Annotated in this window: 14 protein-coding genes; 10 read left to right on the top strand and 4 right to left on the bottom strand. The window is 69.6% G+C overall.

The window, feature by feature from the left end:
• Positions 1-34: 34 nt before the first annotated feature.
• Positions 35-1,312, top strand: a complete 1,278-nt coding sequence (aroA, locus tag AB0F88_RS42495; protein ID WP_362697704.1) for a 3-phosphoshikimate 1-carboxyvinyltransferase — start codon at positions 35-37, stop codon at positions 1,310-1,312.
• Positions 1,313-1,379: 67 nt separating this feature from the next.
• Positions 1,380-2,438, top strand: a complete 1,059-nt coding sequence (gene rsgA / locus AB0F88_RS42490; RefSeq protein ID WP_362697861.1) for a ribosome small subunit-dependent GTPase A — start codon at positions 1,380-1,382, stop codon at positions 2,436-2,438.
• Between the two features lie 227 nt (positions 2,439-2,665).
• Here the strand turns inward: rsgA and AB0F88_RS42485 are convergent, their stop codons facing one another.
• Complete coding sequence (locus AB0F88_RS42485) at positions 2,666-3,109, bottom strand: DUF4442 domain-containing protein (protein WP_362697701.1); 444 nt, start codon at positions 3,107-3,109, stop codon at positions 2,666-2,668.
• Positions 3,110-3,248: 139 nt separating this feature from the next.
• Between AB0F88_RS42485 and hisN the strand changes: the two genes are divergently transcribed.
• The 6 genes from hisN to AB0F88_RS42455 all read left to right on the top strand — a co-directional run bounded on the left by hisN (position 3,249) and on the right by AB0F88_RS42455 (position 8,890).
• Positions 3,249-4,052 (top strand): histidinol-phosphatase, encoded by an 804-nt coding sequence (hisN, locus tag AB0F88_RS42480; RefSeq protein WP_362697698.1) that lies wholly within the window; start codon positions 3,249-3,251, stop codon positions 4,050-4,052.
• 400 nt (positions 4,053-4,452) lie between these two features.
• A complete protein-coding gene (locus AB0F88_RS42475) occupies positions 4,453-5,463 on the top strand; it encodes a PstS family phosphate ABC transporter substrate-binding protein (RefSeq protein ID WP_362697695.1) in 1,011 nt (336 codons plus the stop codon).
• Positions 5,463-6,404, top strand: a complete 942-nt coding sequence (pstC, locus tag AB0F88_RS42470; protein WP_362697692.1) for a phosphate ABC transporter permease subunit PstC — start codon at positions 5,463-5,465, stop codon at positions 6,402-6,404. The genes AB0F88_RS42475 and pstC overlap by 1 nt, the downstream gene beginning before the upstream one ends.
• Positions 6,404-7,294 carry a phosphate ABC transporter permease PstA gene (gene pstA / locus AB0F88_RS42465; protein ID WP_362697689.1) on the top strand — a complete coding sequence of 297 codons (891 nt, stop codon included), beginning with the start codon at positions 6,404-6,406 and terminating at the stop codon, positions 7,292-7,294. The genes pstC and pstA overlap by 1 nt, the downstream gene beginning before the upstream one ends.
• A 38-nt stretch (positions 7,295-7,332) precedes the next feature.
• On the top strand, positions 7,333-8,151 hold the full coding sequence (gene pstB, locus AB0F88_RS42460) for a phosphate ABC transporter ATP-binding protein PstB (protein ID WP_362697858.1): 819 nt from the start codon (positions 7,333-7,335) through the stop codon (positions 8,149-8,151).
• A 19-nt stretch (positions 8,152-8,170) separates the two neighbouring features.
• Positions 8,171-8,890: a response regulator transcription factor gene (locus AB0F88_RS42455; protein WP_362697686.1), complete on the top strand. Its 720-nt coding sequence runs from the start codon at positions 8,171-8,173 to the stop codon at positions 8,888-8,890.
• 48 nt (positions 8,891-8,938) lie between these two features.
• On the opposite strand, the gene AB0F88_RS42450 is transcribed toward AB0F88_RS42455, so the two are convergent.
• Together AB0F88_RS42450 and AB0F88_RS42445 are read right to left on the bottom strand one after the other, a co-directional pair.
• Positions 8,939-9,958, bottom strand: coding sequence for a serine hydrolase (locus AB0F88_RS42450; RefSeq protein WP_362697682.1), 1,020 nt, complete (start codon positions 9,956-9,958; stop codon positions 8,939-8,941).
• A gap of 137 nt (positions 9,959-10,095) precedes the next feature.
• Positions 10,096-10,983 carry a phenylalanine 4-monooxygenase gene (locus tag AB0F88_RS42445; protein WP_362697679.1) on the bottom strand — a complete coding sequence of 296 codons (888 nt, stop codon included), beginning with the start codon at positions 10,981-10,983 and terminating at the stop codon, positions 10,096-10,098.
• Between the two features lie 131 nt (positions 10,984-11,114).
• Between AB0F88_RS42445 and AB0F88_RS42440 the strand changes: the two genes are divergently transcribed.
• Positions 11,115-11,582: an Lrp/AsnC family transcriptional regulator gene (locus AB0F88_RS42440; RefSeq protein WP_362697676.1), complete on the top strand. Its 468-nt coding sequence runs from the start codon at positions 11,115-11,117 to the stop codon at positions 11,580-11,582.
• Between the two features lie 134 nt (positions 11,583-11,716).
• On the opposite strand, the gene AB0F88_RS42435 is transcribed toward AB0F88_RS42440, so the two are convergent.
• A complete protein-coding gene (locus AB0F88_RS42435; RefSeq protein WP_362697673.1) occupies positions 11,717-12,340 on the bottom strand; it encodes a TetR/AcrR family transcriptional regulator in 624 nt (207 codons plus the stop codon).
• Between the two features lie 230 nt (positions 12,341-12,570).
• On the opposite strand from AB0F88_RS42435, the gene AB0F88_RS42430 reads away from it, so the two are divergent.
• Positions 12,571-13,005, top strand: a complete 435-nt coding sequence (locus AB0F88_RS42430; protein WP_362697670.1) for a nuclear transport factor 2 family protein — start codon at positions 12,571-12,573, stop codon at positions 13,003-13,005.
• Positions 13,006-13,189 lie beyond the last annotated feature (184 nt).

Genomic DNA, 13,189 nt, shown 5'->3' with positions numbered 1-13,189 from the left:
GCGGCCCGGGGCGGGCACCGGTAGGCTTTTGACCATGTCCGCTCCGCTGTGGCCCGCGCCGACCGCGACCGAACCCGTCCGCGCGACCGTCCCCCTGCCCGGGTCGAAGTCCGTGACCAACCGCGCGCTGCTGCTCGCCGCGCTGGCCGAGGGACCCGGCACGGTACGCCTGGCGCTGCGCAGCCGCGACGCCGATCTGATGGCGGACGCGCTGCGGGCGCTGGGCGCGACGATGGTCCCCTCCAACGAGAGCGCCTCCGGCGTCGACTGGGCGATCACGCCAGGCCCCGTCACCGGCGGGGCCCGCATCGACGTGGGGCTGGCGGGCACGGTCATGCGTTTCGTGCCGCCGATGGCGGCGCTGGCCGGGGGCGAGGTCTTCTTCGACGGCGACCCGCACGCCCGCAAGCGCCCGATGGGCCCGATCCTGCGCGCGCTGCGCGCCCTCGGCGCCGAGGTGACGGGCGAGGCGCTGCCGTTCACGGTGCGGGGACCGCTGGCCGGCGGCGAGGTCAGGCTCGACGCGTCCGGCTCGTCGCAGTTCCTGTCCGGCCTGCTGCTGGCGGCGGCGCGCTTCGAGAAGGGCGTGACTGTACGCCACGAGGGCCCGCCGATCCCGTCGCAGCCGCACATCCGGATGACCGTCCAGATGCTCCGCGAGTTCGGCGTCGTGGTGGACGACTCCGAGCCCGACGTCTGGCGGGTCGAGCCCGGCCCCATCGGGGCGAGGGACTTCACGGTGGAGCCCGACCTGTCCAACGCGGCGCCCTTCCTGTGCGCCGCCATGGTGACCGGCGGCACGGTCACCATCCCCGACTGGCCCGCGCGGACGACCCAGCCGGGCGACCAGCTGCGCACGCTGCTGGCCGGCATGGGCGCCTCGGTGGAGCACACGCCCGAGGGCCTGGCCGTCACCGGCACCGGGCGGATCACCGGCATCGAGGCGGACCTGCGCGACGTGGCCGAGCTGACCCCGACGATCGCCGCGCTGGCCGCCCTCGCGAGCTCCCCCAGCAGGATCGGCGGCGTCGCCCACATCCGCGGGCACGAGACCGACCGGCTGGCCGCCCTGGTCGCCGAGATCAACGGTCTCGGCGGCGACGCGAACGAGACCGAGGACGGCCTGGAGATCAGGCCCCGCCCGCTCACCGGCGGGGTGTTCCACTCCTACGCCGACCACCGGATGGCCACCGCCGGAGCGGTGATCGGGCTGGCCGTGCCCGGCGTCGAGGTGGAGGACATCGCCACCACGGGTAAGACCCTTCCCGAGTTCGCCTCCATGTGGGCGGACATGCTGCGCGGCGCGCGGTGAGGGACTACCGGCCGGCAGACCCCGTGGCCCTTTTCGAGAGCACACCGGGCCGGACAAGGCGGACAAACTGAGAAAGCGCGAGTACGACGAGGACGACGTCAGGGTCAGGCCGGGGAAGGGGTCCCGGCCCCGGACCCGGATTCGCCCTGCTCACGAGGACGCGATCCCGGCCTTCGTGGTCGCCGTCGACCGCGGGCGCTACACGTGCCTGGTCGAGTCGGCGGGTGAGAAGGGCCGCCGACGCAAGAAGGACCACGCGGAGGGCGCCGCGATGAGCGGCCGGGTCGTGGTCGCCATGAAGGCCCGCGAGCTGGGCCGCAAGGGCATCGTGGTCGGCGACCGGGTGGCCCTGGTGGGCGACGTCTCCGGTATGGCCGACACGCTGGCCCGCGTCGTGCGGGTGGAGCCCCGCACCTCCATGCTCCGCCGCTCCGCGGACGACACCGACGACACCGACGGCATCGAGCGTCCCGTGGTCGCCAACGCCGACCAGCTCGTCATCGTGACGGCCCTGGCCGATCCGCCGCCCCGGCCCCGCATGATCGACCGGATGCTCGTCGCGGCCTTCGACGCCGACATCGACCCGATGCTCTGCCTCACCAAGTCCGACCTCGCCTCGCCCGACGAGCTGGTCTCGCTGTACGACCCTCTCGGGGTGCCGTACGTGGTGGTCCAGAAGGGGGGCGGCCTGGAAGAGGTGCGAGAGCGCCTGAAGGGCCGGATCAGCGTGCTCGTCGGCCATTCGGGGGTGGGCAAGTCGACGCTGGTCAACGCCCTGGTGCCAGACGCCAACCGGGCCGTCTCCCACGTGAACGCGGTGACCGGCCGGGGGCGTCACACCTCCACGTCGGCCGTCGCCCTGGAACTGCCGGAGAGCGGCTGGATCATCGACACCCCGGGAGTGCGCAGCTTCGGGCTGGCCCACGTCTCGGTCGAGACGGTCCTGGCGGGCTTCCCCGACCTGATCGAGGGCACCGTCCAGTGTCCGAAGGGCTGCAACCACCTCTCCGAGGAGTGCGCCCTGGACGCCTGGGTGGCGGCCGGGCACGCCGACCCGGCCCGGCTCGCCTCCCTGCGCCGCCTGCTCGCCAGCCGCGAGGGCGCCTCCGACGATGACCAGTCGTGAGTGCGCGCCGGGAACAGGACCGAGGCTCGGCGAAGCGGACGAGCGGCCGGCGAAGCCCGCCGTGACGCGCCGTCACCGGCCGCCGCCGTCACCGGACCTCTGCCGCCGGGCTGCTGTCACCGCCGGCACAGCGTCGACGGTCCGGTACGGCGTCAGCGGTTCAACCGGTCCGGCACAGCGTCGACGGTCCGGCACGGCATCAGCGGTTCAACCGGTCCGGCACGGCGTCAGCGGTTCAACCGGAAGGCCCAGGCGACGGTCATCTCGGACACGAGGGTGCCGTCGGCGGTCCTGATCTCGACGGCGACGTCGAACTCGGGACGCTCTCCCGCGTCCAGCGTGGCCACGACCTCCTCGCGGGAGCCCTGGAGGCGGGCCTCCGCGACGACCTCTCCCTTCGCGAGCTTCAGATAGCGGATCGCCGCGCTCTTGGCCAGCGGGGTGGCCCGTGACAGCTGGTCGCCGAAGGTGGAGAGCATCGCGGCGCCGGAGGCCGTCTCCGCGACGCTGAACAGGGCTCCGGCGTGCGGGCCTCCCACGTGGTTGTGCAGATCGGTCCGGTCGGCCATCCGGGCGACGGCGAAGCCCGGTTCCACCTTGTCGAACGAGATGCCCAGCGTCCTGGCGAACGGGACGCTCTGCAGCATGAACTCACCCACGTCAAAGGTCATACCGGAATGCTACTCGCCAGTAACACCGATGCCAACGGATGTTTCACGCGGTATCCGAGCCTGGTGGGACGCGACACGATTGTTCCGCTTGCTCCCTGATCTCTGCCATTCGGGCGTCGACGCGATAGCGTTGGCGCCCGTGACGGGTTACAACGACGATCTTCGCCTCGCGCACGTCATGGCCGACGCCGCCGACGATCTGACCATGCGCCGGTTCAAGTCCATGGACCTGCGGGTGGAGACCAAACCCGATCTCACGCCGGTGAGCGACGCCGACCAGGCCGCCGAGGAGGCGATCCGCGCCGCACTCGGCCGGGCCAGGCCGCGCGACGCCGTCATCGGCGAGGAGTTCGGCGCGAGCGGCCACGGCGACCGCTCGTGGATCATCGACCCGATCGACGGCACCAAGAACTACGTGCGCGGAGTGCCCGTCTGGGCCACGCTCATCGCCCTGATGGACCAGGGCCGCGTCGTCGTGGGCCTGGTCTCCGCTCCCGCCCTCGGCCGCCGCTGGTGGGCCGCCCGGGACAGCGGCGCCTGGACCGGCAAGAGCCTCACCAAGGCCACGCGGTGCCAGGTCTCCTCCGTCACCAATCTCGAGGACGCCTCGTTCTCCTACTCCAGCATCGGCGGCTGGGAGGAGGCCGGAAAGCTCGACGCGTTCCTCGACCTGAACCGCTCCGTCTGGCGTAGCCGCGCCTACGGCGACTTCTGGTCGCACATGCTGGTCGCCGAGGGCGCGGCCGACGTGTCGGCGGAACCCGAACTCTCCCCGTGGGACATCGCGGCGCTGACCGTGATCGTCGAGGAGGCGGGCGGCATCTGGACCGACCTGTCGGGCGTGCCCGACGTCGACGGCGGCAGCCTGCTGTGCAGCAACGGCCCCCTGCACAGCGAGGTCCTCAAACGCCTCGGCAGCGGACCGCTGACCCTCCCCGCCTAGCGACCCGCCCGGCCGCTTAGCGACCCGCCCCCTCCCCGCCCGGGAGCGTCCGCGCGCGGTTCCGTCCCGGGCCGCGCCGGACACCCGGCCGCGTCACGCACCGCCGGATGTCGGGAAGGTGAACACATCGGCACGTCCGCGAGGACGGCGGCCGGACACGGGAACGTTCCGGCGGAGGCTCCCGCACCGGGCCACGTCCGGACCAGGGAGTCTCCAAGGCCCTGCTCGCCGGGCCTGCCGGATCGTAAACGGGGCGCAAAATCCCGTCGAGGTTCCGGTATTCACATCCATGGGCCTACCTCTTCCGGCCCCGGTCATGGCTCGTTTCACTTCCGTTCACTTTGCCCCACTTTCATCGGAGGCATCGAGAACAGATCTCACTACGGAGAAGGAACATACCGTGACCAGTGGACAGCGCCGCCTCAGCGCGGTGGCGACGGCCGCGCTCGTCGTATCGCTCGCGGCCGCTTGTGGTGGCGACGCCAAGCCCAACAGTGACGGCAGCACCACCGCCGCCACCAGCGCGTCCTCCGCCGAGGCGGGTGCCGGCGCGGCCCTGACCGGCGAGATCAAGATCGACGGTTCCAGCACCGTGGCGCCCCTCACCCAGGCCGCCTCCGAGCTCTTCGGCGAGGAGCAGCCGCAGGTCAAGGTGCCGGTCGGCACCTCGGGCACCGGCGGCGGCTTCGAGAAGTTCTGCGCCGGCGAGACGGACATCTCGAACGCCTCCCGCGCGATCAAGGACGAGGAGAAGGCGGCCTGCGACGCGAAGGGCATCAAGTTCACCGAGCTCACGGTGGCCGTCGACGCGCTGACCGTCGTGGTTCCCAAGGAGAACGACTGGGCCACCTGCCTCACCACCGACCAGCTCAAGAAGATGTGGGAGCCGGCGGCCGAGGGCAAGGTCAAGACCTGGAAGGACGTCGACGCCAAGTTCCCGGCCGAGGAGCTCAAGCTCTACGGCCCCGGCACCGACTCCGGCACCTTCGACTACTTCACCGACGAGATCAACGGTGAGGAGGGCGCCAGCCGCAAGGACTACAGCCCGAGCGAGAACGACAACGACATCGTCACCGGTGTCGAGGGCGCCAAGGGCGGCCTGGGCTACTTCGGCTTCACCTACTTCGAGGAGAACGCCGACAAGCTGAAGGCCCTCGAGATCGACTCCGGCAGCGGCTGCGTGGCCCCGAGCGTCGAGGCGGCCCAGGGCGGCAAGTACACCCCGCTCGCCCGCCCGCTGTTCGTCTACCCCTCCACCACCGCGGCGAAGCGGCCCGAGGTCGCGGCCTTCCTCGACTACTACGCGGCCAACATCAACGCGATCGCCAAGGACGCGAAGTTCATCCCGCTCAACCCCGAGCAGGAGGCCAAGCTCAAGGCTGACATCACCGCGCTGAAGAGCGCCGGCTGATGTCGGCCCAGCACCGCACGACCGTTCCAGGGGCCCCGGGGTCCCTGGCGCGGTCGCGCCCGCGTTACGGCGAGTTCGTCATCAAGGCCGTTCTCCTGGCCGCGGCGATGGTGTCGGTGGCGACCACCATCGGCATCGTCATCGCGCTCCTCGAACCGACCGTCGAGTTCTTCGCCTCGGTGAGCATCGGTGAGTTCTTCGGCTCCACCAGCTGGGGGCCGCTGTTCAACCCGCCGTCGTTCGGCGTGTGGCCGCTCATCGTGGCCACCCTGGAGATCACCCTCATCGCCATCGTGGTCGCCGTGCCGCTCGGCCTGGCCGCCGCGATCTACCTGTCGGAGTACGCCTCCGCCAGGACCCGCAAGATCTTCAAGCCGGTGCTGGAGGTCCTCGCGGGCGTCCCCACCGTCGTCTTCGGCTTCTTCGCCCTCACCTTCGTCACCCCGCTGCTGAGGGACGTCTTCCCCTTCCTGGACCTGGACGGCAAGAACGCGCTCGCCGCGGGCCTCCTGGTCGGCGTGATGATCATCCCGATCGTCGCGTCGCTGTCGGAGGACTCGATGGCCGCGGTGCCCAACGGCCTGCGCGAGGGCTCGTACGCCCTCGGCGCCTCCAAGATGCTCACCTCGGTGCGCGTCGTCGTCCCCGCCGCGTTCTCCGGCATCGTCGCCGCCATCATCCTGGCGGTCTCCCGGGCCGCGGGCGAGACGATGATCGTCGCGATCGCCGGCGGATTCAAGTCCGTCTTCACGCTCTACCCGGGCAACGAGATGGCCACGATGGCGGCCTTCATCGCCCAGGCCGGCTCCGGCGACGCCTCGGTCGGCTCGATCGCCTACAAGACCATCTTCGCGGTGGGTTCCCTGCTCTTCGTGATCACCTTCGCGATGAACTACCTCAGCGCCCGCATGGTCCAGAAGTATCGCGAGGTCTACGACTGATGGCCATCCTCTCCACCCCCCGCTCGGCCGTACAGCTGGCGAGCAAGGGACGCCCTCTCAAGGAACACCTCTTCCGCATCGCGCTGCTGGCCAGCCTCGCGATCGCCCTCCTTTTCCTGGCCATGCTGCTGGTCTACGTCGTCGAGGAGGGCTGGCCCCGGCTCAACTCGATGCTGTGGGAGAACCAGCCCTCGGTCCGGCGGCCGGAGACGTCCGGCATCCAGTCGGGCATCTTCGGCACCCTGTGGATCATCGGGCTGACCGCGCTCATGGCCCTGCCCACCGGCATCCTCGCGGCGATCTACCTTGAGGAGTACGCCGACAGGACCAAGTGGTACAACAAGCTGATCGAGCTGAACATCTCCAACCTGGCGGCCGTTCCCTCGATCGTCTACGGCATCCTCGGCCTGGGCATCATCGCCCGCTGGATGCAGTTCGGCTTCACCATCATGACCGGCGCGCTCACCATCTCGCTGCTGGTCCTCCCCATCGTGATCATCTCCGCCCGCGAGGCCATCCGCGCGGTGCCGCCGTCGATCCGCGAGGGCTCGCTGGCACTGGGCGCCACCCAGTGGCAGACCATCTACCGCCAGGTGCTCCCGGCGTCGATCCCGGGCATCGCGACGGGCTCGATCCTGGCCCTCTCCCGCGCGATCGGCGAGGCCGCCCCGTTCCTGATGCTGGGTGCCGCGACGCTGGTCCGGTTCAACCCCGAGGGCGTCTGGAGCAGTTTCAGCGTCCTGCCGCTGCAGATCTACAGCTTCATCAGCCGCCCCCAGGAGGAGTTCGCCATCCTCGCCGCGGCGGCGATCGTGATCCTGCTGGCGATCCTGCTCCTGATGAACTCCGTCGCCATCTGGCTCCGTAACCGCTATCAGAAGCGCTGGTGAGGTAAGAGATGTCCGAGATTGGAATTTCCGTGCCGAACGTGAACGTGCGCGGCCCCGAAGTCCCCCGCACCATCGAAGCCCTCGACCCGGTCTTCACCGTCTCCAACCTCAGCGTCTTCTACGGCGACTACGAGGCGGTACGCGGGGTCAACCTGACCATCGGCAACCGTGAGATCACGGCCATGATCGGCCCGTCCGGCTGCGGCAAGAGCACCGTGCTCCGCTGCTTCAACCGGATGAACGACCTCATCCCCGGCGCCCGCGCGGCCGGCGAGATCCTGTACCACGACGAGAACCTCTACGGCGACCACGTGGACCCGATCGAGGTCCGCCGCCGGATCGGCATGGTCTTCCAGAAGCCGAACCCCTTCCCCAAGTCGATCTACGACAACATCGCCTACGGTCCCCGGGTCAACGGGATCAAGGGCAACATGGACGAGATCGTCGAGGAGGCGCTGACCAAGGCGGCACTCTGGGACGAGGTCAAGGACAAGATCAAGCAGAACGCGCTCTCCCTGTCCGGCGGGCAGCAGCAGCGCCTGTGCATCGCGCGGGCGATCGCGGTGAAGCCCGACGTCATCCTGATGGACGAGCCCTGCTCGGCCCTGGACCCGATCGCGACCACCAAGATCGAAGACCTGATGCAGGAGCTGACGCGCGACTACACGATCGTCATCGTCACCCACAACATGCAGCAGGCCGCCCGCGTCTCGGACCGCACGGCCTTCTTCACCGCCGAGGTGGACGAGGCCGGCGTGCGGCACGGCCGGCTGGTGGAGTTCGACGAGACCAGCCGCATCTTCACCAACCCCACCGACAAGCGGACCGAGGACTACATCACCGGCCGCTTCGGCTAACCCATATTGGAGGATCCGGGTGATCCAGCCGCAGACGGCACCAGAGGTGGACGGGGACACACGGACGGCGCCCATGCTGCTGGTGGCCGATCCGGAGGTGGCCATGGTCCACGACCTGGCCGCCGTCCTGGAACGCGAAGGGGTGCGGGTCATGGGCGTCACCGACGGCGCCCAGGCCCTGTTGCAGGCCGGGGCGTTCCGCCCCGACGTCGTTCTCGTCAGCGCCTCGCTGCCGGTCATAGGGGCGGTGGAGTTCGTCCGCGCGGTACGCCTGACGCGGGCGATCCCCGTCCTGCTGGGCGTGGGCGAGGGGCATGCCCAGCAGGCCGTCCAGGCACTGACGGCCGGAGCCACCGCGTGCGTGGCCCGGCCCTACCGGGTTCCCGAGTTGCTGCCCCTGATCCACGCCGCGTTCACCGGCGAGGCCGGAACCCGCAGGGCACTCGTGGTCGGCCCGGTGGAACTCGACGTCAACGCCTACCAGGTGAGGGTCGGCGGCAGGGTCGTCCACCTGCCGCTGCGCGAGTTCGAGCTGTTGCACTACCTGATGCGCAACGCGCACCGCACGGTGACGCGGGAGCAGATCATGCGGCATGTCTGGAACTCCACCGAAACGACCTCGACCAACACCATCGCGGTGCACGTCAAGCGTCTCCGCGCCCGCCTGGGCGACAACGACGACCAGCTGATCCAGACCGTACGAGGAGTGGGCTACCGGCTGGTCGACAGGACGGCGTGACGCGTACGCGCTCCCGCGGTTCCGCGAGCCCGCGGCCTCACGGACCGCTCAGTTCGCGGCCGTCCCGCAGCCGCGCCCGCCCCTGAAGGCGTCCATGAGGCGCTCGGTCACGCCCTCGATCCTGGCGATGCCGGTCTCCATGCTCGGACTGTCCTCGGTGAGGACGGCCACCGCGTACTCGTGCCCGTGCCCGCGGATCAACCCGGCGCTGGCGACCGCCCAGCGCCCGTTCGCCGCGTGCCGCAGCCAGCCGTTCTTCAGCGACACCTCGTCCTTCCCGCACGCCCCGGCGCTGATCCCCCACTTCTGCTCGGGGGCCACCCTCTCCATCAGCCCGAGCACCTTGCGGCGTTCCGAGGGGGCCAGCGGGCTCTCACCGGTGGCCAGCGCCTTGACCAGCCGGATCTGGTCCTCGGTGGTGGTCTGCGCGACGCTCCAGCAGTACAGGTCCACGCACCGCCTGCCGGGGGTGTAGGTGCGCTTGAGGCCCAACCTGCGGTTCGCCCTGGCCAGGCCGGGCTCCAGCCCGATCCGCTCGTACAGCCGGTCGGCCGCCTCGTTGTCGCTGAAGCGGATCATGTTCTTCGCGTCGGCCCTGGCCCGCTCACCGAGCTCGCGCCACCGCGTCCCGAGCAGCAGTGCCGTCAGGATGCTCACCTTGGAGGTGTTGGCCGACGGCAGCTGCAGGGTGTGGTGGTAGCTGTAGCGCCGGCCGGTGCCCAGGTCGTACACCGAGGCGGCGGTCCGGCCGCCGTATTTCGCGAGGAACACGTCCAGGGTGTGCCCGAGCTCCTTGGGGAGGATCTTCGGGGAGCGGGCGGCCCGTACCCGTCCGGGCGCCCGGGGTGCCCCGGCGCCGGGGAAGACAGGCGCCGGGACCGCCGGGACCACGGCCAGGAACGGTGCGGGGGGAGGCGTACCGGACGTCGGAACGACCGGTGCCGCCTGCTGCGAGGGAGACGGTGTCGGCATGCTCACCGGCGTCAGGCTCTGACACGTGCTGCAGGCGGTGGCCTGCGCGGTGACCAGCAGGACGGCGGCCGCGGCCACCCGATTCCTTGCTCTCATCATCCACCCCAACCGTCTCCCCCATTACGTGACGATCGGGATATATCCCGCAACACGTAACAATAAGACGATCAACCGGAATCTAGCCTGAAACAGGGCGTGCGCTATAGAACATCCCGCCGAATCGATGCCCGCTCTTAGCGAACGTCTGCGATTAGCCGGGCGATACTCTCGTCATCGCAGGTCGCCCAGAAATCCCCGACGATGTCCTCGAGGTGCCCCAGCGACTCCGCCCGGAAGAGCACGTCCTGATATTTCGTGATGTCGTAGTGCGTGGTACCCATGGCGGCGATGTCCAGCGGGCGAATGTCCATCCCCCGGAACTCCTCGATCTCCCCGTACGAGGACAGGATTCCCGCGCCGTACGCCCGCAACTCACCCTGGTCCGTCATCACGCCGAACTCCATCGTGAACCAGAAGATCTTCGAGATGAACTCCAGCGCGTCCTTGCCCTCGACCCGCCGGGCCGCCGCCCCCGCCAAGCGGTACAGGCGCGAATAGCGGTCGGAGGCCAGCGCGTTGGCGTGGCCGATCACCTCGTGGATCACGTCGGGCTCCGGCGTGTACAACGGCGTGGAGTGGTGCCGGATGTACTGCGTGGAGTGGAAGAGCCCGTCCGCCAGAACACCGTAGAAGTCCCTGAGCGGCACCAGCCCGGCGGCCGGGACGTAGCGGAACCCGGTCAGCGGCTCCAGCAGATCGCTGACCTCCTGGAGCTGCGGGATGCGCTCGGCCGGCAACCCGAGCCGCTCGGTCGCGCGCAGATACTCGGCGGTCGCGTACTTGTGGTGTTTCAGGCCGAGCTCCCGGCTGACCAGGGCCCACACCTCGTGCTCCTGATCGGTGTACTCGGCCGTCGGGATCGGCGTACCGGGCACGTACCCCACCGCGAGCGCGGCGATCGCGTTGCGGCGTGCGCGGTAGACCGGGTCGGCGAAACCGGGGTGGCCGGCGCCGAGCTCGACCTCGATCGAGCCGTCGTCACGGGTCGCCACCGGTGCGAAGTACTGTGCTTCCTCGAACATAGATGAAATGACAGCAATATCCGGAAACGTTGGCAAGAGCAGCCAGTTCTACTGGGCGATCCGCACAGAAACGTACGGTGACACCTCGTCTATGCTGGTCGAATCGCCCAATCTGACGGGATCCTGAGGAGATGTCGATCGACGAGCTGGACGGCCGCCTCCTGGTCACCATGCGTGCCAACCCGCGTATCGGCCTGACCGAGCTGGCCCGCCTGCTCGGCGTGGCCCGGGGCACCGTGCAGGCCCGCGTCGAGAAACTGATCGCCCGCGGCGTCGTGGCCGACTTCGGTCCCACCGTGAGCCCCGAGGGCGCCGGATACCCGATCCTCGCGTTCGTCTCGCTGCAGATCGCCCAGGGCCGCCTGGACGAGGCCGTACGGGCCCTGGAGCCCCTTCCCGAGATCCTGGAGGTGTACGGCACCAGCGGCCAGGCGGACCTGCTCTGCCGCGTGGTGGCCCGCAGCACCCCCGACCTCCAGGAGATCATCGCCCGCATCCTGGCCTCCCCCGCGGTCCAGCGGACGGACACCACGATCGCCCTCTCCATCCAGGTTCCCTACCGGATCGAGCCCCTGCTCCGCGCCGCCTCCGGCGCCTGACCCCGGGCCACGGCCCCGGTCTCCGTAGCGGTTCCCTCGTAACGGGCTACGCGGATCCCTTGAGCGGGCCTTTCCTCAGTCGCCTTCCCCAAGCCTCCCGCAGCGGGCCTCCCGCAGTCGAGGGACACCGTGGGTCATCGGCGGCCCTCAGGCGTCCGGAGACCGGCGAAGACGATCGCCAGCGTGCGACGTTGCAGGTCGCCATCCCAGCCCGCGTGGAGTGCCCCCTGGCAGATGCCGGTGAGCAGGGCGATCACCTCGTCGAGACGGACGTCCTCGCGGACGGCACCGGCCTCCTGGGAGCGAGCGAGGAGCGTCTCGATGCCCTCGCGCAACATCCGCACCGAGCTCGCGACCTGGAGATCGACACCTGTCTCGGCCAGGAGACCGACGACGGTCCTCTTCCGCGCCGCCTGCTCGACCATGCGGGTGACGAAGGTGAACAGCGCCTCCCCGGGAGCGTCATCGGCGGCGAGCTCGGCCATCTCCCCGTCCAGCCTGCCCAGGAGGCCCTTCATGATGGCCTGCAGCAGGGCCTGCTTGGTCGGGAAGTGCTTGAAGACCGTGCCGATGGCCACCCCCGCACGGGCGGCGACCTCCTCGGTCGACGCGGAGGGGCCCTTCTCGGCGAAGACGGCCTCCGCCGCGGCGAGGATGCGCTCCCGGTTGCGCTGGGCGTCCGCACGCAACGGCTTGGCGTCCCCGGGATCACCCGTCGGATCGCCCGTCCCGCCCGGTGAAGAATTCGTGGGGGTCATCCAGCCGGCCTTCCCTGTTCCCGTTGTGTTTCCCGCCGCGCCTGTCCGTGCCCGCATGCCTGTCCGTGCCCGCGTGCCTGTCGGCGCCCGCGAAGGGTGACGTCCTCGCACATGAGATGAAGTACGACATCTCCGCACGTGGGATATGGCGTTGACAAAGTGAGTCTCCACTCACGATCATAAAGATGAGTTTTCACTCATCTTAGTGACCGTCACGAAGGGGATCCACCATGACCGAATCCACCGTCGCCTCCGGCCCTCGCGAGATGTTCGAGCGCGTACGGCGGCACTGGCTCGAGAACCTCGGCGGCTTCGGGAGCGAGCTGGCCGACAACGCCGTCATCGAGATTCCCTTCGCTCCGCCCGGCAGACCCAGGAGGCACGAGGGAAAAGAGGCGTTCCTGCTCTTCGCCGACCCTGAACAGGCGGCCTTCGCCCGGCGGTTCGCCTTGGACGAGGTCCGTGAGGTGGTCGTCCACGAAACCGCCGACCCCGAGGTCATCGTTGTCGAATACGAACTCGCCGGCAGGGTCCTCGCCACCGGCCGGCAGGCCTCCTCTCCCTTCATCGGGGTCCTCAGGGTGCGGGACGGGAAGATCGTCAATTGGCGGGAATACCAGAACACTCTGGCCATGATCGAGATCATGGGACAGCCGGGAACCTGACGAACGCCCCCGAAATGCCGTTGGGAAGGCCCGGACAGGCCCGCGCACCATCCCCCCACAGGGCCGGGAACAGAGCCGGGAACAGGGTCCGGGACGGGCCCCGACAGATCCGGAAAGGATCCCGGCAAGCCCCAAAAGCAGCCCCCAGGAAACGGAAGAAGCTCCCGGAACAACAGGTCCGGAA

Origin of the sequence: Streptosporangium sp. NPDC023963 (assembly GCF_040639135.1) — a bacterium.
GTDB lineage: Bacteria > Actinomycetota > Actinomycetes > Streptosporangiales > Streptosporangiaceae > Streptosporangium.
The sequence above is the reverse complement of the archived record's forward strand: the minus strand, read 5'-3'. Positions and strand labels throughout refer to the sequence as shown.

Bases quoted from the DNA above. Each gene is read 5' to 3' on its own strand.
- aroA (WP_362697704.1), top strand. From the start codon at position 35: ATGTCCGCTCCGCTGTGGCCCGCGCCGACCGCGACCGAACCCGTCCGC.
- AB0F88_RS42485 (WP_362697701.1), bottom strand. From the start codon at position 3,109: ATGACCTTTGACGTGGGTGAGTTCATGCTGCAGAGCGTCCCGTTCGCC.
- pstC (WP_362697692.1), top strand. From the start codon at position 5,463: ATGTCGGCCCAGCACCGCACGACCGTTCCAGGGGCCCCGGGGTCCCTG.
- pstA (WP_362697689.1), top strand. From the start codon at position 6,404: ATGGCCATCCTCTCCACCCCCCGCTCGGCCGTACAGCTGGCGAGCAAG.
- AB0F88_RS42450 (WP_362697682.1), bottom strand. From the start codon at position 9,958: ATGAGAGCAAGGAATCGGGTGGCCGCGGCCGCCGTCCTGCTGGTCACC.
- AB0F88_RS42445 (WP_362697679.1), bottom strand. From the start codon at position 10,983: ATGTTCGAGGAAGCACAGTACTTCGCACCGGTGGCGACCCGTGACGAC.
- AB0F88_RS42440 (WP_362697676.1), top strand. From the start codon at position 11,115: ATGTCGATCGACGAGCTGGACGGCCGCCTCCTGGTCACCATGCGTGCC.
- AB0F88_RS42435 (WP_362697673.1), bottom strand. From the start codon at position 12,340: ATGACCCCCACGAATTCTTCACCGGGCGGGACGGGCGATCCGACGGGT.
- AB0F88_RS42430 (WP_362697670.1), top strand. From the start codon at position 12,571: ATGACCGAATCCACCGTCGCCTCCGGCCCTCGCGAGATGTTCGAGCGC.